Consider the following 20520-nt stretch of genomic DNA (forward strand, 5'->3'; position numbering starts at 1 on the left):
CGTTTGTTGCCTGAAGTCACCCCCCGGAACACCGTCACGATGGGTCTGCTGGCCCTCGGACTGGCCGTCGCGGTCGGCGGTGTCGTCCACGCCTCGACCTATGACGACCTCGTGCGCTTCGACGTCGACGGCGTCGTCACCGAGGTCCGCACCGAGAGCGAGACCGTCAGCGAGCTCCTCCGGGAGAAGAACGTCGACCTCGCGGCCACCGACAAGGTGAGCCCGGCTCCCGTCACCGAGCTCGACGACGGCGACGTGGTCAAGGTCCGTCGCGCCAAGGCCGTCACCCTCGTCGTCGACGGGAAGATCAGCCAGAAGACCGTCCACGACGTCGACGTCGCCGGCGCGCTGAAGACGCTCGGCGTCACCCCGAAGGAGGGCGCCGCGTTCTCGATGGCTCCCGACGAGCGCCTGGGCCTCGACGGCAACAGCGTCGTCGTCAGCAACCCCAAGCCCGTCACCTTGAAGGTCGACGGCAAGAAGCAGCGGCTCACCACCTCCGCGCCCACGATGCAGGCGCTGCTCGCCCAGCGCGGCGTCGAGATCGGGCGCCTCGACGAGGTCAAGCCGGGCCTGGGCGCCTACCTCAAGCCGCGCCAGGCGCTGCGCGTCGTGCGGATCGAGAAGGTCACCCGCACCGAGAAGATCCCAGTCGACCACACCGTCACGTACACCAACGACGCGTCGCTGCTCGCCGGCGACACCAAGGTCGTCAAGGAGGGCCGCGACGGGCTCGACCGGGCCAAGGTCCAGCTCGTCCTCGCCGACGGCAAGGTCCGTGAGCGGCGCGTGATCTCGCGCAGCTCGGTCCGTCCGCCGATCGCCGAGGTGAAGAAGCGCGGCACCAAGAAGCCCGACACCGGCTCCGACGACTCGGTCGACGGTGGCGTCTGGGACCGCATCGCCAAGTGCGAGTCCGGTGGCAACTGGAGCATCAACACCGGCAACGGCTACTACGGCGGCCTGCAGTTCTCCGCCGCCACGTGGCACAGCGTCGGCGGCCCCGGGCTCCCGCACCAGCACAGCAAGGCCACCCAGATCAAGTACGCCAAGATCCTGCAGGCGCGCTCCGGGTGGGGCCAGTGGTCCTGTGCCGCCAAGGTCGGCGTCCACTGAGCACGTCCGGCGGTGAGATCCGCCTCCTGGGCGCGGCCGACATCCGTCGGCTCGCCGAGGAGGCGGGCGTCCGGCCCACGAAGCAGAAGGGCCAGAACTTCGTCATCGACGGCAACACGGTGCGTCGCATCGTCGAGGCCTCCGGTGTGGGCCCGGACGACGTCGTCGTCGAGATCGGTCCGGGCCTGGGCTCGCTGACCCTCGCGCTGCTCGACAGGGCGCGCCACGTGACCGCCGTCGAGATCGACGACGCCCTCGCCAGCCGGCTGCCGGCCACGATCGAGGAGTTCGCGCCCGGCGCGCAGGACCGGTTCGACCTCGTGCACGCCGACGCGATGCGGGTCCGTGAGCTGCCCGGCCCCGCGCCGACGGCGCTCGTGGCCAACCTGCCGTACAACGTCTCCGTGCCGGTGCTGCTGCACTTCCTGGAGACGTTCCCCTCGCTGCGCACCGTCCTGGTGATGGTGCAGGCCGAGGTGGCGCACCGGCTGGCCGCCGGTCCGGGCTCGCGCACCTACGGCATCCCGAGCGTCAAAGCCGCCTGGTACGCCGACGTGCGCCTGGCCGGCAACATCGGCCGCAACGTGTTCTGGCCGGCTCCCAACGTGGACTCCGCGCTGGTCGCCATGACCCGCCACGAGCCGCTGCCCGGCGACCGCAGAACCGTCTTCGCCGTCGTCGACGCCGCCTTCGCCCAGCGCCGCAAGACGCTCCGGGCCGCGCTGTCGGGCTACGCCGGCAGTGGCACGGCGGCCGAGGAGGCCCTCGTCGCCGCCGGCATCGACCCGCGCACCCGCGGCGAGCAGCTGACGGTGGAGCAGTTCGCGGCCGTCGCCGAGCACCTGCCGCCGCGCTCCCGTTAGGTTGGGGCACGTGGTGTCGAGGGTGACCGTGAGCGTTCCGGCCAAGATCAACCTGTGCTTGGGCGTCGGACGCGTGCGCCCGGACGGGTTCCATCCGCTCGCCACGGTCTACCAGGCGGTCGACCTGCACGACGAGCTCCGCATCTCCTCGCGCGAGGACGGCGAGCTGACGGTCGCCATGCACACCGAGGTCGAGCTGCCCGAGGGGTCGACCGTGCCCGAGGGCGACGACAACCTCGCGGTGCGCGCGGCCCGCCTGTTGCGCGAGCGGCTGGGCGATCCCGGCCTCGGCGCCGACATCGCGATCCGCAAGGTCATCCCCGTCGCCGGCGGCATGGCCGGCGGGTCCGCCGACGCGGCCGCCGCGCTGGTCGGCTGCAACGAGCTGTGGGGCGGCGGGCTGTCCCGCGCCGATCTCGAGCCGCTCGCCGCCGAGCTGGGCAGTGACGTCCCCTTCCTGCTGCACGGCGGCAACGCCATCGGCGGCGGCCGCGGCGAGACCGTCAGCCCGGTTCTGGCGCGCGGCGGCTACCACTGGGTGTTCGCCACGGCGACCGAGGGACTCTCGACCGCGGCGGTCTACGCCGAGTTCGACCGGCTCCACCCCGATGCGCCCGCCGAACCCGAGGTGCCCGACGCCCTGCTGAACGCCCTGCGGGCCGGCGACGCCCACGCGCTCGGCCAGGCGCTGTCCAACGACCTCACCGAGGCCTCGCTGTCCCTGCGCCCCGAGCTCGCCGACACGCTCGAGGTCGGCCTGCAGGCCGGCGCCCTGGGCGCGATCGTGTCCGGCTCCGGGCCGACGACGGTCTTCCTGGCCGCCTCCGAACAGCACGCCCTCGACCTCGCGATGGCGCTGACCAGCGCCGCCGCCGCGGCCGACGTCATCCAGTCCCGCGGCCCGGTGTCCGGGGCCCGGCTCGTCTGATGCCGCCCCTCGTCGTCGCCGAGCGCATCGGCCAGTCCTTCCCCTCCGGCACGGTCCTGGAGGACGTCACCGTGGGAGTCTCCGAGGGCGACCGCATCGGCGTCGTCGGCCGCAACGGCGACGGCAAGTCCACGCTGCTGCGGATCCTGTCCAAGACGTTCGAGCCCGACTCCGGCCGCGTGACCTGGCGGCGCGACCTCCAGGTCGGCATCGTCGAGCAGTCGGACTCGCTGGACTCCGGCGACAGCGCGATCGCCGCCGTCGTCGGCGACCGCCCCGAGCACGAGTGGATGTCCGACCCGGCCGTCCGTGACGTCCTCGGCGGGCTGATGGGCGACCTCGACCACCATGCCGCGGTCAGCACGCTCAGCGGTGGCCAGCGCCGCCGCGTGGCCCTGGCCCGCACGCTGGTCAAGCGCTGGGACCTGCTGGTGCTGGACGAGCCGACCAACCACCTCGACCTCGAGGGCGTCACGTGGCTGGCCGAGCACGTCAAGCGCCGCAGCGAGGCCCTCATGGTCGTCACGCACGACCGCTGGTTCCTCGACGAGGTCTGCACGCTGACGTGGGAGGTGCACGACGCCCGCGTCGACGCCTACGAGGGCGGCTACGCGGCCTACGTCCTGCAGCGCGTCGAGCGCGACCGGCAGGCGGCCGCGTCCGAGGAGCGGCGCCAGAACCTCATGCGCAAGGAGCTTGCGTGGCTGCGGCGCGGCGCCCCGGCCCGCACCTCCAAGCCGAAGTTCCGCATCGATGCCGCCAACGAGCTGATCGAGCGCGAGCCGCCCGTGCGCGACTCGGTCTCCCTGGCCAAGCTCGCCACCGCGCGGCTGGGCAAGGACGTCGTCGACCTGCTGGACGTCTCGGTCGAGTACGACGGGCGTCCCGTCCTGCGCGACGTCGAGTGGCGCATCGGACCGGGTGAGCGCGCCGGGATCCTGGGCGCCAACGGCGCGGGCAAGAGCACGCTGCTGGGCCTCGTGACCGGCGCGGTGACGGCGTCGTCGGGCCGCGTGAAGCGCGGCAAGACCGTCAAGATCGCCGCTCTGACGCAGGACCTGGCCGACCTCGACGCCGTGGCGGACGACCGCGTCAGCGACGTCGTGGCGCGCCGGCGCGCGTCGTACGTGGTCGAGGGCAAGGAGATGACCCCGGGCCAGCTGCTGGAGCGGCTGGGCTTCACGTCCGCCCAGCTGTCGACGCCGGTGCGCGACCTGTCCGGTGGCCAGCGACGCCGGCTGCAGCTCATCCTGATCCTGCTCGACGAGCCGAACGTGCTGATCCTCGACGAGCCGACGAACGACATGGACACCGACATGCTTGCAGCGATCGAGGACCTCCTCGACACGTGGCCCGGCACGTTGCTGGTCGTGTCGCACGACCGGTACCTGCTCGAGCGCGTCACCGACCACCAGTTCGCGGTGCTCGACTCGCGCCTGCGGCACCTGCCCGGCGGCGTCGACGAGTACCTGCGCCTGCGGGCCGCCCAACCCGCTGAGTTGCACGTTCCGCCCGAGACACGCCGTGCGAACGAGGCGCAACGTGCAACTCAGCGGGGAGGACAGGCCGAGCGCCAGGCGAAGAAGGACGTCGTCCGGCTGGAGCGCCAGATCGAGCGGCTCACGGCCCAGATCGCCGACCTCGAGCGGGCCATGGTCGAGGCGTCGACCGAGCCCGCCCGGCTGATGGAGCTGGAGCGCGAGCGCGGCCCGCTCGTCGAGGAGCTCGAGCGCGCCGAGGAGGCCTGGCTCGAGGTCTCGGCCGCCCTCGAGGGCTGAGTGGGGTCCGGTCCTCAGAGCTCTCCGGGTTGCCTCAGCTGTTGATCGAGCTCGTCCAGCACGTGAGGCAGGGCCCCGTCCGACTCGGTCGTCGGCGCATAGACCACGAGCGAGTGGAAGACGAACCGGACGACGAACGCGACGAGCAGGGTCATGGCCGTGGCGACCACGGCGGAGACGTGCCAGGTCTCGACCATGAAGGCCAGCACGGGGATCCTGATCGCCGCCTCGACGTTGTTGAAGCCGAACGACTTGGCGAATCGCGCCCACCCGGAGCCCGCGTTCCGCCGGAGATCGGCGAAGACGAAGTGCTCGATGAGCAGGAAGTTCCCCACGATCGTCACTTCCGCGGCAACCACCGCCGCGGCGACGTAGCCGAGGCCGAGCATCGTCAACAGCCAGACGATGGCGATGTTGGCGACGGCACCGAGCGCACCGATCATGGCGAACCCGGACATGCGGCCGAACCGGAGACTCGCGAGCTGGAGCAGGAATCGGATGCCCTGCGTCAAGGACGCCTTCGACTCGCCGGCGAAGCGTTCGGCGAAGTGGAAGGGGATCTCCGAGACGGAGAGGCTCTGTCGCGCGAGGATCTCGAGGAGGATCTTGAAGCCACGCGGCTGGAGTCCGGCGAAGTCGACCCGGTCACGGGACACCAGGAAGAACCCGGTCATCGGATCGGTCACGGCTCTGAGCCGGACCGGGAACATCGCCTTCGTGACGAGGGTCGAGGCGCGTGAGACCAGGACGCGGACGAACCCGGACAGGCCGTCGTTGGTGCCGTCGCCCACGTAGCGGGAGGCGACCACCACGGCGCCGTCGGTCCGGTCCGCCTTCGCCAACAGCTCGGGGATCTTCTCCGGCGGATGCTGCAGGTCGCCGTCCATGACGACGCACCGGTCGTGGGCCGCCGCGCGGATGCCCTCGACCACCGCACCGCCGAGACCGCCCCTGGCCTCGTCGGGGTCACGGTGGATGAGTCGCACCGGCAGCTCGCTGGTCGCAGCGACCGCGCGAATCACGTCGGGAGTCTCATCCGTGCTGTCGTCGACGAAGACGATCTCGGCTTCCAGGCTCCCGAGCGATGCGCTCACGCGTCGAACGAGCTCAGCGACGTTGGGTGCCTCGTTGAAGACCGGCACGATCACACTCACACCCGTCACGATCGCCTCTTCTCTCTCCTCCACCACGGAGGGCGCTCAGGCCACAAAACGCTTGTCAGTGCAGCGGATATCCGGGTTCGAGGCTATGCCAGATCATCCGAGCGCGTGCATGAATCCCCGTCCTCGCATCGTCTATTCGAGCGGAGTCAGGCGAAACAGGAACGTCGAGGGCCCGGACCACGCGAGGGTCGCTCGTAGGCCCTCCCGGGCGAACAGTTCGTTGGCACGGTCGACCGAATTGACACGTCCCCGGGCCACGAGAGCCCAGGACCGACCCGACGCGCGGAGTTCGTCCGCCGATGTGCTCAGGTCCGCGCCCCGGCCCCACATGGCGTCGGACTCCTGGGCCGAACTGACGATCCCCACGTCCCTCAGGCGCTCGAACTCGCTCGGATAGGCCTCGAGCGCGCGCCGCGGGCTGCGCGGTTCGCCGCCGTCCGGAACGAACACGACCGCGTCACCTTCGGTCGCGGAGGACTCGAGTCGCGATGCCGCGGCCTTCCAGTCCGAGGACTCCTGCGCGAACCGGCCTCGTTGCTCCACCGCGACGAAGCCGCATGAGACCACGATCGCTCCCAACAGCAGGATTCGTGCGGCCCGCGGGAGACGCACCAGGCCCGTCGCGGCCAGCATCGCCGCCGCCGGTGCACAGAATGCGAGGTACCGGGGAGCGAAGACCGGCGTGGCGATCCAGGACACGAGTGCCAGGCACACTCCGGGGACGATGAGCCACGGCAGGGCCAGGAGCACCAACGGCGGCTGCTCCACGAGTGATCTCAACGGCACCAGTCCGGCCAGGATCGCCATCCAGGTGAGGGCGCCGACGATGATCGCCTCATCGAACCAGGCTGCGGCGGCGAACGTGCCGACGAACCGCACGGGTGTCAGCGGGGGGATCCACGAGATCTGTGCGGACTGTCCCGCGCCGATGACCACCAAGGGAGCGACCAGGGCCACGACCAGCGCGACGACGCCCACCCACCTGGTCCAGACCGTCCGCGAGGACCTGGACCAAGCGATGGTGAGCGCATGCGCCGCGATGATGGTCAGGGCGACCAGGGACAGGGCGGCGATCGCCGTCAGGGCCACACCGTAGGCCAGCCACCACCAGCCCCCGCGACGCATCCCGATCACCAGGAAGCCACTGGCGAGGGTGACCACTGCTGCCACCAACATCGGTGAGCGCGCCTCGGTCGCCCCTCCGAGCACCACGGGCATCGTGGCGATCAGGACGCCGGCCAGCCACGCGGTTCTCCGACCGGCGAGGGTCCAGGCGAGCATGACGGTCGCTGTGGTCACGACCCCGGCCGCCACGGCGGAGGGGAGGCGAAGGACCACCGGCGAGGGTCCGAAGACATCGGCGAACGGCTTGACCAGCGCGTAGTACACGGCGTGGACGGCGTCGACGTGGCGGAGCGTGTCCGCGAGGGTCGGTCATGACTTCGAGACTGCATTCACCGTGGCGACCTCATCGGTCCAGAGCGACGGGTTCCAGGACCAGGCGAATCCGAGGCAGGCGGTGAGGAGACCGAGGGCGGCCGCGGTGGGGAGGGGACGATCGAGGTGCATGGGCGACCCTGTCTCTGTGCCGGATCGGTGGCGTGCGGGATCCGGACGCCGTCAGCGTAGGGCCAGAGACGTCTTTCGCGGCGCCGTTCGAGCGATTCTGCGAGGGAGTGAGAACTGATGCTCCCGCGCTCAACCGTTGAAATGCGCCGTCAGGGTGCGCAGCGCCTGGGCGACGTGGTCGCGATCGGCGGCCGGCAGGTTCTCGAGGATCGCGCTCTCGAGCCCGAGCAGGGTGTCGAGCGCGCCGTCGACGCGCGCGCGACCGTCGGCGGTGAGACGCACCAGCACGCCGCGCCGGTCGGACGGCGCGGGCCGACGCTGCACGAGACCCCGCTCGACGAGCCGGTCCACCCGATTGGTCATGGTGCCGCTGGTGACCATCGTGGCGGCGACGAGGTGGCCGGGCGAGAGCTCGTACGGCTCGCCGGACCGGCGCAGGGCGGACAGGACGTCCCACTCCCACAGCTCGAGGCCGTGGGTGGCGAAGGCCTGCTTGCGCACCCGCTCGAGGTGCTTGGTCAGACGCGTGAGCCGGCTGAAGATCTCCAGCGGCGTGACCTCGACGTCCGGGCGCTCGCGGCGCCACGCCGCGACGATCTGGTCGACCTCGTCCATGTCGACCACGGTAGACCATCAAGAATCTTGACGTAGAGATAGTTCGGTCACGCCGCCCCGGGGCGACAGTCCGCAGGCGTGCCCTCCGGTAGCCTGAGACCGCCGTCCCCGGTTGGTCTGTCGGCAGGGCCCGCCTGACTTTGAATCAGGACTAGCGACGTAGGTTCGACTCCTACCCGGGGAGCCAGAAGGCCATCCGCCCGCCCCGCGGTTCCGGTAGCCTTCGACGGACTTTCAACGAGAACGGAAGCCCGATGAGAACTGGATTGAGACGGCTCGCGCGTCGTGCCGCCGAGCCGGTCGACCGGCTTCATGCCCGCCTCGTCCTGCCCGAGCCGTCGGGTCCGGTGCAACGAGTCACCGTGGTGGGGATCTATCGCGAGGGCGAGCCGATCGCGAGTGCCGCCGCCGAGCTGGCCGCCAGCCGGCACCACGTGGACTTCCGGCTGGGTGCGATGGGCGAGTCCGCCCCGCAGCTCCGCGACCGGACCGCGCAGGAGTGCATGAGCGCGGGCAAGTTCCAGAACCTGAACGACCTCGTCGAGGGCGTCGGGACGGAGTCGGACTGGCTCCTCATCATCGACGACGACGTGCTCCTCCCGCCGGGCTTCCTCGACCGGATGATCGAGGTGTGCCGGCGCTGTGACTTCGCGCTCGCGCAACCGGCGCAGTCCAGGACCAGCAACGCCAACTGGCCGATCGCGAAGCGCCACTTCCTGTCGCTGGCGCGCGAGACGCGGTTCGTGGAGATCGGTCCGGTCACGCTCGTGCGCCGCGACGCCGTGCAGCTGCTCACGCCGTTCCCGGCCGACCTCCGGTTCGGCTGGGGCCTGGACTTCGTGTGGTCCGACGTGATGAGGCGCCACGGATTGCGCCTGGGCATCGTCGACGCGCTCGCCGTCGAGCACTCGTCCCGCGCCGTGGCGAGCACCTACTCGTGGGACCGCGCGCAGGAGGAGGGCCGCGAGTTCCTGAAGACGGTGGACCACGCGCCCGTGAGCGTCACGGACGGCTCCGGGATCCGGACGTATCGACGGGCACCGCAGCCGCCGGCGCACTGACCACCATGCCGGCCGTCCCCTCGACTCCCTACACTCGAAAGGTCGTCGATCGAGGAGTGTCGTGAACGAGCAGGTCATCGCGATCGTCCTGGCCGCAGGTGCCGGGACCCGTATGAAGTCACGCCGAGCGAAGGTGCTCCACGAGGTCGCCGGGCGGCCGATGCTGGGGCACGCCCTCGACGCCGTCCGGTCCGCCGGGATCGACCGGGTCGTCACCGTCGTCGGTCACGACCGCGAGCAGGTCGAGGCGGCCGTCGGCCGGCTCGACCCCACTGCCACGATCGCCGTCCAGACCGAGCAGCGGGGCACCGGCGACGCGGTGCGCGTCGCCCTCGACGCGGCCGACGCCTCGGCCGAGACCTATCTGGTCACCTACGCCGACGTGCCGCTGCTGTCGGCCGAGACGCTGCGCGGGCTCGTCGACGAGCACCGAGCCGCCCGTCGTGCGGTCACGATCCTCACGTCCGAGCCCGAGGACCCGACCGGGTACGGCCGCATCCTGCGTGACGCCGACGGCGGGGTCGTCGCCATCCGCGAGCACAAGGACGCCTCCGACGAGGAGCGCGCGACCCGCGAGGTCAACAGCGGGATCCTCGTGGTCGACGGCCCGTTCCTCGACCGCGCCGTCCGAGCCCTGAGCACCGACAACGCGCAGGCCGAGCTCTACCTCACCGACATCGTCGGGCAGGCCGTCTCCGAGGGCCTCCCGGTCGGAGCCCACGTGCTCGAGGACGTCTGGCAGACCGAGGGCGTCAACGACCGCCGCCAGCTGGTGCGGCTGGGTCGCGAGCTCAACGCCCGCATCGTCGACCGGTGGCTGACCGAGGGCGTCACGATCCTCGATCCCGAGACCACCTGGATCGACACGGCCGTGACGATCGGGCGCGACACGACGCTGCTGCCGGGCACCCAGCTGCTGGGCGCCACGACGGTGGGGGAGGGCGCGACGATCGGCCCCGACACCACCCTGCGCAACGTCGAGGTCGGCGACGACGCCACGGTCGTGCGCACGCACGGATCGGACGCCGTCGTGGGCGCCGGCGCCTCGGTCGGGCCGTTCGCCTACCTCCGGCCCGGCGCGGTGCTCGCCACCGGGGCGAAGGTCGGCACGTTCGTCGAGATCAAGAACACCCGCATCGGCCCCGGCGCCAAGGTGCCGCACCTGTCGTACATCGGCGATGCGGAGGTCGGCGAGGGCACCAACCTCGGTGCCGGCGCCATCACCGCCAACTACGACGGCGTGAACAAGCACCGCACGACGATCGGCACCCACGTCAAGACCGGATGCCACAACGTCTTCGTCGCTCCGGTCACGATCGGTGACGGCGCGCACACCGGTGCCGGAGCCGTCGTCCGCGAGGACGTGGCGCCGGGGGCGCTGGCAGTGCCGGCGAGCGGACAGAGGACAATCGAGGGGTGGGTCGCGAGCCGGCGGCCGGGCACGCCTTCCGCCCATGCAGCGGACCAGAACACGCAGGAGACCAGCGGTGGCGACGAACAAGAGCCTCAGTAAGCGCACGCCCACGAGCAACCTCATGTTGTTCTCGGGCCGCGCGCACCCCACGCTGGCGAAAGAGGTCGCCGAGCTGCTCGAGGTCGACCTCGTGCCGACCACGGCCTACGACTTCGCGAACGGCGAGATCTACGTCCGCTTCGAGGAGTCGGTCCGCGGCTGCGACGCCTTCGTGATCCAGAGCCATGCGGCGCCGATCAACGAGGCGATCATGGAGCAGCTGATCATGATCGACGCGCTCAAGCGCGCCTCGGCCAAGCGCATCACCGTGGTCCTGCCGTTCTACGGCTACGCCCGCCAGGACAAGAAGCACCTGGGCCGCGAGCCGATCAGCGCGCGCCTCATGGCCGACCTGTTCCTCGCCGCCGGCGCCGACCGGCTCATGACGGTCGACCTGCACACCGCCCAGATCCAGGGCTTCTTCGACGGCCCCGTCGACCACCTGCTGGCGATGCCGATCCTCACCCGCCAGGTGCGCAAGCGCTACGGCAAGAAGCCGCTCGCCGTGGTCTCGCCCGACGCCGGCCGCATCAAGGTCGCCGAGCAGTGGGCCCGCCAGTTCGACAACGCCCCGCTGGCGTTCATCCACAAGACCCGCGACGTCACGCAGGCCAACGTGACGAAGGCCAACCGCGTCGTCGGTGACGTCGCCGGCCGCACCTGCATCCTGGTCGACGACCTGATCGACACCGGCGGCACGATCTGCCAGGCCGCCGAGGCCCTCATGGCCGGCGGCGCCGCCGAGGTCGTCATCGCCGCGACGCACGCCGTGTTCTCCGGCGAGGCCGTCGACCGGCTGAAGAACTCGGTCGCCACCGAGGTCATCGTGACCAACACGCTGCCGCTGGCCGAGGAGCACCAGTTCGACAAGCTCACCGTCCTGTCGATCGCGCCGCTGCTGGCGCAGGCCGTCTCGGCGGTGTTCGAGGACGGTTCGGTCACCAGCCTGTTCACCGAGTGACGGCACCATGACCACCGGGGCCGTGCTGCGGGCCGTCGTCGAGCTCGCGCTGGCCTACGCGGTCGTCGGCCTCGTCGGCGCCGGCGTCCTCGCGCTGGCCGCCGGTGAGTCCGGTGCGGACACCCTCGTCCCGATGGTGGTCCTGGCCGTCACCCTGATGTTCGCGGCCGTCGTCATCGTCGCCCTCGCGCGCCTCGTGGCCGGCTGGCTCGACGATCGCGTCGCCGAGCCCGAGGTCGTGGCGATCATGGTCGCGTGCGCGCTGGTCCTGCTCAGTGGTGTGCTGACCGTCCCCTCGCTGGGCCTGCTCGCCGTCGCCGTGGCGGCGGTGCTCGCGCTCGCGACGCACCTGGTGCTGACCCGCCGCTGGACCTGAGTCCTGCGCCTTGTTGCCGATTTCTTGACGTGGGTGGCCGTGGGATAGACTCGACGGGTTGCCTCGGCGAGGGTCCGGACGGACCGTGATCGACAGGGCGCTCCGCAGGAGTGCTGTGTCGAGCGCCGAGACCGACCGAGACCTAGACGAAAATCCCCCTCCGAGGAGAGAACCCCCGTGGCCGAGATCAAGCTTTCCGCCGAGCAGCGCACCGAGTTCGGCAAGGGTGCCGCCCGCCGCATCCGCCGTGACAACAAGGTCCCCGCCGTCCTCTACGGACACGGCACCGACCCCGTCCACGTGACCCTGCCGGGCCACGACACGATGCTGGCGCTCAAGACCGCCAACGCGCTCCTGGCCATCGACCTGGGCTCGGACAACCACCTCGCCATCCCGAAGGCCGTCCAGCGCGACCCGCTCAAGGGCTTCATCGAGCACGTCGACCTGCTGATCGTCAAGCGCGGCGAGAAGGTCACCGTCGACATCGCGATCAACATCGTGGGCGAGCCCGAGCCGGGCGTCCTGGTCGTCACCGAGAACGCCAGCGTGGCGCTCGAGGTCGAGGCCACCCACATCCCCACCGACATCGAGGTGTCGATCGCGGGCCTCCAGCAGGGCAGCCAGGTCCTGGCGTCCGACCTCGACCTGCCCGAGGGCGCGTCGCTGGCCGTCGAGGACGACCTGATGATCCTCAACCTGACGCACGCGCCGACCGCCGCCGAGGTGGACGCCGAGCTCGAGGGCGCCGAGGCCGAGGCCGGCATCGAGCGCGACGAGACCGAGGCCGAGACGTCCGAGGCCGAGACGCCCGAGCCGGAGTCCGAGCAGGGCTGATGACCTGGCTGGTCGTCGGGCTGGGCAACCCCGGCTCGTCCTATGCCGCCACCCGGCACAACGTCGGGTACCACGTGACCGATGAGCTGGCCGCCCGGATGGGCGGCCGGTTCTCGTCTCTGAAGGCGGCCCGGGCCGACGTGGTGTCGGGTCTGCTGTCGGGACAGCGCGCGGTGCTGGGACGGTCACGCTCGTACATGAACGAGAGCGGGGGAGCGGTCTCCGCCCTCCTGAAGTACTACGACGTCGCACCGGACCACCTCGTGGTGATCCACGACGAGCTCGACCTGCCGCTGGGGTCGCTGCGCTGCAAGCTCGGCGGCGGCGACAACGGCCACAACGGGCTGAAGTCGATCCGTCAGTCGATCGGCACCGGCGACTTCCTGCGCGTCCGCTTCGGCATCGGTCGCCCGCCGGGTCAGCAGACGGTGCACGACTTCGTGCTGAAGCCGTTCGCCAGGACCGAGCGCACCGAGGCCGACATCGTCGTGCAGGAGGCCGCCGACGCGGTCGAGAGCCTGATGACGGTGGGCCTCGAGAAGACGCAGAGCGCCTTCAACCGCTGAGCGGGCGTCGGGCTCAGCCCGCGTGGCGGGTTCTCGGCGAGCCCGGGGGGTCCTGGTCGCGCCGATCCCGTGAGCCGGTGCCTCGCGCCTCGATGCGGGCGAGGACGTGGTCGGTGATCGTGAACGTGAGCGAGCGCGACGCCTTCACGACGGCCGCGTGGTTCGACGAGCGGGACACGTGGGCGTCCACGAGGGAGAGGCCGTGCACGGCACGCCGCGGCTTGAGGGCCTCGAGGTCGAACCGGGTCGGCGGGTTCCAGTGCTCGGACGCGGCCTGCCACCGGATCCCGTGGAGCTGCGCCACCAGGGTCGCGAGGTCGATCGGTCCGGACGTGCTCGCCAGGACCGAGAGGAGACGGTCGAGCTCGACCATGGTGAAGGTGCGCGGCCGCGCAGCCGGGTCCATCCGGGCCACGGCGGATCGTTCGCGGGGGGTGGCGGTGACGATGAGCGCGGAGCCCGAGGTCAGGGTCGGCGTCAGTCGGGTGGAGCGATGGGCCCGGGCGAAGTCGCGACCCTTCGGCTGCTCCGCGACCAGCGCCTCGGCCTGCGGGCAGATCTCCTGGCCGGGGACGGCATCGGTGCCGGCACTCGCGATGTGCAGCCCGCTCTCCGACGAGCGCTCCGACGCGACGAACTCGGCCACCGCGGAGCGGCACACGTTGGCTCGGCACACGAAGAGCATCGAGGGTGCTCCGGTCTGCTGCACGATGTCACGTCCCTTCGGTGAGGCCGGGTGGCGAACGGGCCGGCGCGTCATCCATGAGACGCGGATCGCTCGGCACCGTGACGCCAGTGCCTCGATCCAAGTTTTCCAGAGGCGTCCTGATGAAATCACGGGTGGCTGACGGGTGCAAGCGAAACGCGGTGCTGGTGAGACCCGTGGGATTCGCGCCGCGTGTCGCCCCCGCGATCGATTGCCCGAACGCACGCACGAACCGAGACGCCGCCCCTAGAATCGCCGTGCGGCCACGGGCCGCCACGAACTCGCGGCGGCGTGAGTCGGCCGGTCAAGTCTCGAAGCGCGGTTCTCGATGAACGACACTCAGCAGTCCAGGTCTCGGCCGGCGCTGCGTACGGCAGGAGCCAGTGCGCTCGCGCGGCTGATCGTCCTGGCGATCAGCACGGGCCTGGGGATCGTCGTCACCCGACTCGTCATCGAGAACTACGGGGTCGACGCGTACGCCCAGTACATGCTGCTGGTGGGCCTGATCGCGCTCGTCCCCTTCGCCGACCTCGGCATCTCGGCGTCGATCATCAACACGGTGGCGGCCTCCGACGACCCACGCCACGATCCGCGCGTGCGCGGCGTGCTCGTCACGTGCGTGCGGATCCTCGCGGGGTCGATGGCCGTGATCCTGCTGGTCTCGGCGACGATCACCCTCACGGGGTCCTGGGAGACACTCCTCGGCGACGGACTGATAAAGGGGTCGGGGCCGATCGCCGCCGCCGCGTGCCTCGCGGTGTTCGCGATGACGCTGGGAATCGGGTACGGGCAGCGGATCCTCATCGCACTCGGCCAGAACCACGTCGTGATCCTGCTCGGCCTGGTCCAGACGCCGATCGTGCTGGCGTGCATCGCCGTGCTGCTCCTGCTCGACGTCGATGCCGGCGGCTACCTCGCCATCGCGGCGTACTGCGGCACCTTCGTCGCCGCGGCGATCGCGATGGTGCTCGCGAATCGTGCGGTGCGGCCGATGCTGCGGCTCGCCTACCGGGACGCGGTGCGCGTGCGATCCGTGCGGGGCGCCCGGGTCTTCGACACGGCGCTGCCCCTGCTGATCCAGATGATCGCCCTGCCGATCGCCATGCAGTCGAGCCGCATCGTCCTCAGCCACGTGGGGTCGCGGGACGAGCTGGCCCAGTACAGCCTGGCGGCCCAGATGTTCCTGCCCATCGTCGGCGTGGCCATGGCGGCGGGTGTGTCCCTGTGGCCGGTCTTCGCCCGGGAGCGGGCCGCCGGCGTCTCGTCCACCTCCTCACCGCACGTGATGGCCCTGTGGTTCGGCGGAGCGGCTCTCGTCGTCTCCGGGCTCGTCGCCGTGGCGTCGCCGTGGCTGGCCGAGATCGCCTCCGGCGGCGCGATCCGGCTCGACCTCGCCCTGGTCGTGGCCTTCGTCGTCTTCGTCGTCGTCCAGGCGGCCAAGAATCCGCTCGGCAACTACCTGACCGACGCGCGAGGGCTGCGGTTCCAGGCGGTCATGGTGACGCTGATGATGCCCTGGAACATCGTCGCCTCGGTGCTCCTCTCGATGCAGTGGGGCGCCATCGGTCCCGTGATCGCGTCGATCTCGGGCGTGCTGATCTTCCAGCTGGCCGCCAACTGGGTCTACGCCACGCGCACGAGGGCGGTGACGCGATGACGTCGATGGCCCACGTCGGGGCGTTCTCGATGTCCAACTACGGCGACCAGATCTACCCGGGGGTGTTCGGCGCGCTGTCGCGGCACGTGGGGATCCGGCCGCCTGACCGGCACTACGGATTGATCGCCGGGCAGCTGCCGGACGGCCGGGCGGTCGACCCGATCACGAGCTTCCGTCCTGAGGGCCTCGACGCCGTCCTGATCGGCGGCGGGGACATCGTCCGGGTCGACCGAGGCGTCGTCGCCATGGACCACCTGTGCGTCCCCACCGAGCAACGGCGACGCTGGATCAACCGGGCGCGAGCCCGGCGGTTCGCGCACCGCGCCATCGGCGACCGGCCCGGACCGTGGCTGGCGCGATCCTGGGGGGTGCCCGCGGCCTACGTCTCGGCCGGGGTGCACACCCTGCCGAGGTCGCCCGAGGTGCTGGAGGCGGTGGCTGCCCTCGCCGGCGCGTGGGTGCGGACACACCGTGGCGCCGACCTGCTGCGCGATGTCGGGATGAGTCCGGAGCGCGTTCTCGTCGGGCCGGACGCGGTCTTCGCGCTGCCGCTGGTCGAGTCCGCCGCCGACGCGGCCGAGCGCGGGTCGCGCGTCCTGGCCGATCGTGCCGGGCGGTCGGACGGCGTCGTGGTCTTCCACGCCGCGGCGTTCGCCGGGTGGACGTCCGAGCGGCTCGCGAGCCTCATCGAGGCGTGTGCTCCCGCGCCGTGCGTCGTGCTGCCCCTCGGCCGGTACGCCGGCGAGCAGGAGATGCTGCGCGAGGCGGCCGAGCGCGCGAGGGTGCCGTTCCTGGGGATCCTGCCGGCGAACGACGTGACGGCGGTGTTCGCGGCCGCCGGGTGCGTGGTGAGCACCAGCATGCACGCGGCGATCGTCGCCGCGACGTACGGCCGTCCGGTCGTCTCCCCGGGGGTCGCCAAGACCGCCACGGCGTTCGAGGCGTGCGTCGAGCCGCCGCCGCTTCACCAGGCGACCGATGCGCAGATCCCGGCGCTCGTGAACGAGCTGCGTCGGCGGGAGAGCGAGGAGCCGGGCGAGTCGAACCTGGCGGCGGTCGTCGACACGTACGAACGGATCGTCGCCCTCCTGGGGTCCAGGTGACCTCGGCACCGCGATCCCTGCGTTCGGACCCCGTCGCCGCGGCGGCGTGGGGCGTGCTCGCCACGATCGTCGCCTTCGTCGGCAGCTGGATCCCGTCCTTCTGGCTGGACGAGGCGGCGTCGCTGTCCGCGGCCGACCGCCCGCTGGGCGACCTGGCCGGACTGCTCGGGCGCATCGATGCCGTGCACGGCGCCTACTACCTCGTCCTCCACGGGTGGATCTCGGTCTTCGGGACGTCTGAGCTGGCGGTGCGGGCGCCGAGCGCGATCGCCGTGGGCATCGCGGTGGCGGGCACCTACGTCCTCGGGCGGCAGCTCTTCGCGGGCCGCGTGCCCGCCGGCGTCGCCGCAGCGATCCTCACGGTCCTGCCGCGGGCCACGTGGATGGGCCTGGAGGCGCGCTCCTTCGCCTTCGCCCTGGTGGTCGCGGTGTGGATGACCGTGGTCTTCGTGTGGGCGTCCAGGACCGGTGGGCGGCGGTGGACGGCCTATGCGGCCCTCGTGGCGATCGGCGTGATGTTCCACCTCTACGTGGCGCTGCTGCTCCTCGCCCATGCACTGGCCGTGCCGGCGTTCGTCCGCGGGCCGCGGGAGCGGGCCGCCTGGCTCGCAGCGGCCGCGGGAGGCGCGGTGGTCGCCGCCCCCGTCGTGCTCACGGCGCTCGGACAGCGAGGCCAGCTGACCCAGACGACGCTCACGGCCCCCGGCCTGGTCCGGCGCGCCGTCGTCAACCAGTGGTTCCTCGGAGAGACGCCGGGCGACGTGGCGGCGGGGCCCTGGCTGCCGGCGGCGCTCCTGCTCGCGCTGCTGGGGTGGGCCGCAGCCGCCGTCGGCGTGACGCGCGTCCTGCGGTCCGCGCGGTTGGGTGCGCGCGAGGGCTCGGCGGCCCTGCTCGTCGGGTGGGTCGTGATCCCGACCGTGCTGGTCGGCGGCTGGTCGCTGCTGGGTGGCTCGCTCTACCACCCGCGCTACTTCGGGTTCTGCGCTCCGGCGCTGGCGCTGTTGATCGCCGCCGGCGTGACCGCGATCCGCGGCCGCGTGACGCAGGTCGTGGCCGCCGGGGCGGCGGTGCTCCTGGTCGCCCCGGTCTATGCGTCCCAACGGGGCGAGAGCGCCAAGAGCGGCTATGACTGGTCCGTGGTGGCCGCTCGTCTCGAGGCCGACGCACGCGACGGCGACGGGGTCTACTTCAGCCCGTTGCGACGCGACGACGCCACCGTGGTCCGGGCCACCAGCCGCTCGATGGCCAGCGCCTACCCGCAAGCGTTCGAGGGACTCGTCGACGTCACCCGACTCTCGGAGCCGGACGACGACGTCCTGCTCTTCGCGGGTTCGCGCCAGCTCGCGGAAGCGGGTCCCGTGCTCGACGGGATGGACACGCTGTGGGTGGTCCGACGCACCGACCTCGAGTCCGAGGTCCGCAGCGGTGACGAGGCCGTCCTCGAACGACACGGCCTGCGGTTGACGCGGTCCTGGGCCGGTTCCCGGACCACCGTGGCTCGCTTCGACCGCCGCTGAGCGCGCCCGAGCGGTGCGGGGCCTACGGGTCCTGTGTCCCCGTGAGGGCGGCCAGGACCTCCGCGAGTCCGTCGGCCGTGCTGCGCACGTGTCGGGCGACCTCGCTGTGGCGCGCGGCGGACAGGTGGGCGTCCGGGATGTCGAACCGTCCGTCGTCCGGTGAGCGGCGGGTCGGAGCCGACGAGAGGGCGGACCGCTGGAGGTGCATGAGACCGATCAGCCGGGCGGTGCGCTCGGCCGCGGTCTCACCGGGGCTCAGGGCGTAGTCGGACTCGGTCAGCCGCGACGAAAGCCGGATCGCCTCGTACGCGGTGAAGGTGCGGCTCCGGCTCTCGGGCGACAGCTGGGCCAGGAGGCTGCGCTCGTCGCGCGACGTGGCGATGACGAGATCGGCGCGGTCCAGGGCGTCGGCCGTGACGGGCGTCGATCGATGACGCTCCAGGTCCTGCCGCGTGGAGGTCAGCCGACGCGCGAGCCGTGAGCAGGCGGGCCGGCCCGGATCGGCGTTCACGCCGCCGTCGAAGAGGGCGATGCGCGTCGTGCCGTGACGGCCGGCCAGGGCCCGACGCAGGAGGGCGACCAGATGGGGCGATCGGCAGATGTTCGCGTTGCACACCACGAGGACCGCGAACGTGTCGCGGGCCCGCAGTCCCGGAGTATGGACCTCGGCACTCCGCATGGGCAGATCATCGCAGAAGTCCGGCCGGTCCGGGCGGTGGATGATCCACTCGCTTCGGCTCCGGGACGGGCCGTTCGCCCCTACACTCGGTCGCGTGACTTCGCAGGCTGGCGCCAACGAACCGACGACGGGATGTCGGTCATGACGCTGCGCGCGTACGTCAAGACGATCCAGCGGCACCTCGCCGTCATCCTCGTCCTGGGGATCCTGGGAGCGCTGGTCGGTTTCCTGCACGCGAGCAACACGCCGCCGACCTACCGCGCGACCAGCCGCGTCCTGCTCACCACCGACCTCGGCGGCAGTGCCACCGACATCGTCCAGGGGTCCAACTACATCCAGAACATCGTCTCGTCGTACGTGCTGCTCGCGAACTCCGAGATGGTGCTCGAGCCGGTCATCGACCGGCTCGACCTCGACGTCACGCCGAGGCAGCTCGCCGGATCGGTGAGCGCGTCGTCGCCGCTCAACACCGTCGTGATCGACGTCGCCGTCGTCTCGGGCGAGCCCGAGCAGGCCCGCAGGATCGCCTCGGCGGTCACGCGCGAGCTCGCGGCCGCGGTCTCGGAGGTGTCGCCGGCGAGCAAGCGCGGCGACCCGGTCATCCGACTCACCACCGTCGGACCTCCCTCGACCCCCACGTTCCCCATCGCGCCCAACCGGCGGAACGAGACCGTCCTCGGTGCGCTGGTGGGCCTGGCCCTCGGCCTGGGGTACGCCTTCCTGCGGCGGTTCTTCGGTGCCTCGATCCGCGAGGTCGCCGACATCGAGGAGGTCACCGACCTGCCGGTGCTGGGCGAGATCGTCGAGTCCGGGCGCGGCGACTCCTTCATCCGCGCCGTCATCGCCGATCGCCGCGGACTGCAGTCGGAGTCCCTCCAGGGGCTCATCACCAGCCTGAGCTTCCTGAGGGTCCCCGACGGCGTCTCCTCGCTGGTGATCACGTCGGCGACGCCGGGCGAGGCCAAGAGCTCGGTCGCGGCCGGCCTGGCCGTCGCGGTCGCCGCCGGGAACATGAGGGTCCTGCTCGTGGACTGCGACCTGCGCTCGCCCTCGGTCGGGTTGGTCACGGGGCTGGAGTCGGCGGTCGGCGTCTCCAACGTGCTCTCGGGGCGGTTCGAGTTCTCGACGGCCGTCCAGGAGTGGATCCCCAACCTCGATGTCCTGGCGGCCGGACCCATCCCGCCGAACCCCGCTCAGCTGCTCAGCAGCTCGGCGATGAAGGACCTGATCGACCACGCGAAGGCCGAGTACGACTTCGTCATCCTGGACTCGGCGCCGGTGCTCGCCGCGGCGGACTCGGTGTGGCTGGGCCACATGACCGACGGGGTGCTGGTGCTCGCCCGGCGCGCCAAGATCTCGACGGGCAAGTTCGTCAAGGCGCTCGAGATCCTCGAGACGGGTCGGTCGCCGCTGCTCGGCGTCGTCCTGACGCGAGCACGTCGCCGCCACCGGTTCCGCTACGGGAGCGACGGCGTGTACGGCAAGCGGCCGCGCGAGCGGGTGGACGCGTGAGAC

At 71.4% G+C, this 20520-nt stretch carries 19 protein-coding genes and 1 tRNA gene; 15 read left to right on the forward strand and 5 right to left on the reverse strand.

The features are described 5' to 3' along the window. The first annotated feature begins 39 nt into the window (after positions 1-39). Genes AFL01nite_RS10645 through AFL01nite_RS10660 form a run of 4 tightly spaced genes read left to right on the forward strand, consistent with a single transcriptional unit; the run spans position 40 to position 4685 of the window. Positions 40-1116: a resuscitation-promoting factor gene (locus AFL01nite_RS10645; protein WP_146827662.1), complete on the forward strand. Its 1077-nt coding sequence runs from the start codon at positions 40-42 to the stop codon at positions 1114-1116. Continuing rightward, positions 1083-1979, forward strand: a complete 897-nt coding sequence (gene rsmA, locus AFL01nite_RS10650; protein ID WP_246119683.1) for a 16S rRNA (adenine(1518)-N(6)/adenine(1519)-N(6))-dimethyltransferase RsmA — start codon at positions 1083-1085, stop codon at positions 1977-1979. The genes AFL01nite_RS10645 and rsmA overlap by 34 nt, the downstream gene beginning before the upstream one ends. Positions 1980-2007: 28 nt before the next feature. After that, on the forward strand, positions 2008-2907 hold the full coding sequence (locus AFL01nite_RS10655) for a 4-(cytidine 5'-diphospho)-2-C-methyl-D-erythritol kinase (protein ID WP_246119681.1): 900 nt from the start codon (positions 2008-2010) through the stop codon (positions 2905-2907). After that, positions 2907-4685 carry an ABC-F family ATP-binding cassette domain-containing protein gene (locus AFL01nite_RS10660; RefSeq protein ID WP_146827663.1) on the forward strand — a complete coding sequence of 593 codons (1779 nt, stop codon included), beginning with the start codon at positions 2907-2909 and terminating at the stop codon, positions 4683-4685. The genes AFL01nite_RS10655 and AFL01nite_RS10660 overlap by 1 nt, the downstream gene beginning before the upstream one ends. Positions 4686-4699: 14 nt before the next feature. Here AFL01nite_RS10660 and AFL01nite_RS10665 read toward each other — a convergent pair whose 3' ends face one another. From AFL01nite_RS10665 to AFL01nite_RS10675, 3 genes are all read right to left on the reverse strand, one after another. After that, a complete protein-coding gene (locus AFL01nite_RS10665; RefSeq protein ID WP_222593493.1) occupies positions 4700-5848 on the reverse strand; it encodes a glycosyltransferase in 1149 nt (382 codons plus the stop codon). A gap of 132 nt (positions 5849-5980) precedes the next feature. Continuing rightward, complete coding sequence (locus AFL01nite_RS10670; protein ID WP_146827664.1) at positions 5981-7237, reverse strand: glycosyltransferase family 39 protein; 1257 nt, start codon at positions 7235-7237, stop codon at positions 5981-5983. Between the two features lie 309 nt (positions 7238-7546). Further along, positions 7547-8032, reverse strand: a complete 486-nt coding sequence (locus AFL01nite_RS10675) for a MarR family winged helix-turn-helix transcriptional regulator (protein ID WP_146827665.1) — start codon at positions 8030-8032, stop codon at positions 7547-7549. 105 nt (positions 8033-8137) lie between these two features. On the opposite strand from AFL01nite_RS10675, the gene AFL01nite_RS10680 reads away from it, so the two are divergent. From AFL01nite_RS10680 to pth, 7 genes are all read left to right on the forward strand, one after another. Then, a tRNA-Gln gene (locus AFL01nite_RS10680) sits at positions 8138-8219 on the forward strand. A gap of 79 nt (positions 8220-8298) precedes the next feature. Beyond that, positions 8299-9093 (forward strand): glycosyltransferase family 2 protein, encoded by a 795-nt coding sequence (locus tag AFL01nite_RS10685; protein WP_186813910.1) that lies wholly within the window; start codon positions 8299-8301, stop codon positions 9091-9093. 61 nt (positions 9094-9154) lie between these two features. After that, on the forward strand, positions 9155-10606 hold the full coding sequence (gene glmU / locus AFL01nite_RS10690) for a bifunctional UDP-N-acetylglucosamine diphosphorylase/glucosamine-1-phosphate N-acetyltransferase GlmU (RefSeq protein ID WP_146827667.1): 1452 nt from the start codon (positions 9155-9157) through the stop codon (positions 10604-10606). Positions 10607-10628: 22 nt separating this feature from the next. Further along, positions 10629-11567 carry a ribose-phosphate diphosphokinase gene (locus tag AFL01nite_RS10695; RefSeq protein ID WP_281285735.1) on the forward strand — a complete coding sequence of 313 codons (939 nt, stop codon included), beginning with the start codon at positions 10629-10631 and terminating at the stop codon, positions 11565-11567. A gap of 7 nt (positions 11568-11574) precedes the next feature. Next, a complete protein-coding gene (locus AFL01nite_RS10700) occupies positions 11575-11943 on the forward strand; it encodes a hypothetical protein (RefSeq protein ID WP_146827669.1) in 369 nt (122 codons plus the stop codon). A 177-nt stretch (positions 11944-12120) separates the two neighbouring features. Then, positions 12121-12777 carry a 50S ribosomal protein L25/general stress protein Ctc gene (locus AFL01nite_RS10705; RefSeq protein ID WP_146827670.1) on the forward strand — a complete coding sequence of 219 codons (657 nt, stop codon included), beginning with the start codon at positions 12121-12123 and terminating at the stop codon, positions 12775-12777. Then, positions 12777-13343, forward strand: coding sequence for an aminoacyl-tRNA hydrolase (gene pth, locus AFL01nite_RS10710; protein WP_146827671.1), 567 nt, complete (start codon positions 12777-12779; stop codon positions 13341-13343). Before AFL01nite_RS10705 ends, pth begins: the two co-directional genes overlap by 1 nt. Before the next feature lie 13 nt (positions 13344-13356). On the opposite strand, the gene AFL01nite_RS10715 is transcribed toward pth, so the two are convergent. Continuing rightward, positions 13357-14052, reverse strand: a complete 696-nt coding sequence (locus tag AFL01nite_RS10715; RefSeq protein WP_186813911.1) for an arsenate reductase/protein-tyrosine-phosphatase family protein — start codon at positions 14050-14052, stop codon at positions 13357-13359. A 325-nt stretch (positions 14053-14377) separates the two neighbouring features. Here AFL01nite_RS10715 and AFL01nite_RS10720 point away from each other — a divergent pair, with 325 nt between their 5' ends. From AFL01nite_RS10720 to AFL01nite_RS10730, 3 genes are read left to right on the forward strand one after another with little or no spacing between them, the layout of a single operon-like run. Beyond that, entirely contained in the window at positions 14378-15706 is a 1329-nt protein-coding gene (locus tag AFL01nite_RS10720; RefSeq protein WP_146827673.1) for a lipopolysaccharide biosynthesis protein, read from the forward strand. Next, entirely contained in the window at positions 15703-16809 is a 1107-nt protein-coding gene (locus AFL01nite_RS10725) for a polysaccharide pyruvyl transferase family protein (protein ID WP_146827674.1), read from the forward strand. The genes AFL01nite_RS10720 and AFL01nite_RS10725 overlap by 4 nt, the downstream gene beginning before the upstream one ends. Next, the gene (locus AFL01nite_RS10730; RefSeq protein ID WP_186813912.1) at positions 16806-18326 is read left to right on the forward strand and encodes a glycosyltransferase family 39 protein; all 1521 of its coding nucleotides are present in this window, start codon (positions 16806-16808) and stop codon (positions 18324-18326) included. The genes AFL01nite_RS10725 and AFL01nite_RS10730 overlap by 4 nt, the downstream gene beginning before the upstream one ends. 22 nt (positions 18327-18348) lie before the next feature. On the opposite strand, the gene AFL01nite_RS10735 is transcribed toward AFL01nite_RS10730, so the two are convergent. Next, positions 18349-19005: an arsenate reductase/protein-tyrosine-phosphatase family protein gene (locus AFL01nite_RS10735; RefSeq protein WP_146827676.1), complete on the reverse strand. Its 657-nt coding sequence runs from the start codon at positions 19003-19005 to the stop codon at positions 18349-18351. Between the two features lie 141 nt (positions 19006-19146). Here AFL01nite_RS10735 and AFL01nite_RS10740 point away from each other — a divergent pair, with 141 nt between their 5' ends. After that, entirely contained in the window at positions 19147-20517 is a 1371-nt protein-coding gene (locus tag AFL01nite_RS10740; RefSeq protein WP_186813913.1) for a tyrosine-protein kinase domain-containing protein, read from the forward strand. Positions 20518-20520 lie beyond the last annotated feature (3 nt).

This window comes from Aeromicrobium flavum (assembly GCF_007992115.1).
Classification (GTDB): domain Bacteria; phylum Actinomycetota; class Actinomycetes; order Propionibacteriales; family Nocardioidaceae; genus Aeromicrobium; species Aeromicrobium flavum.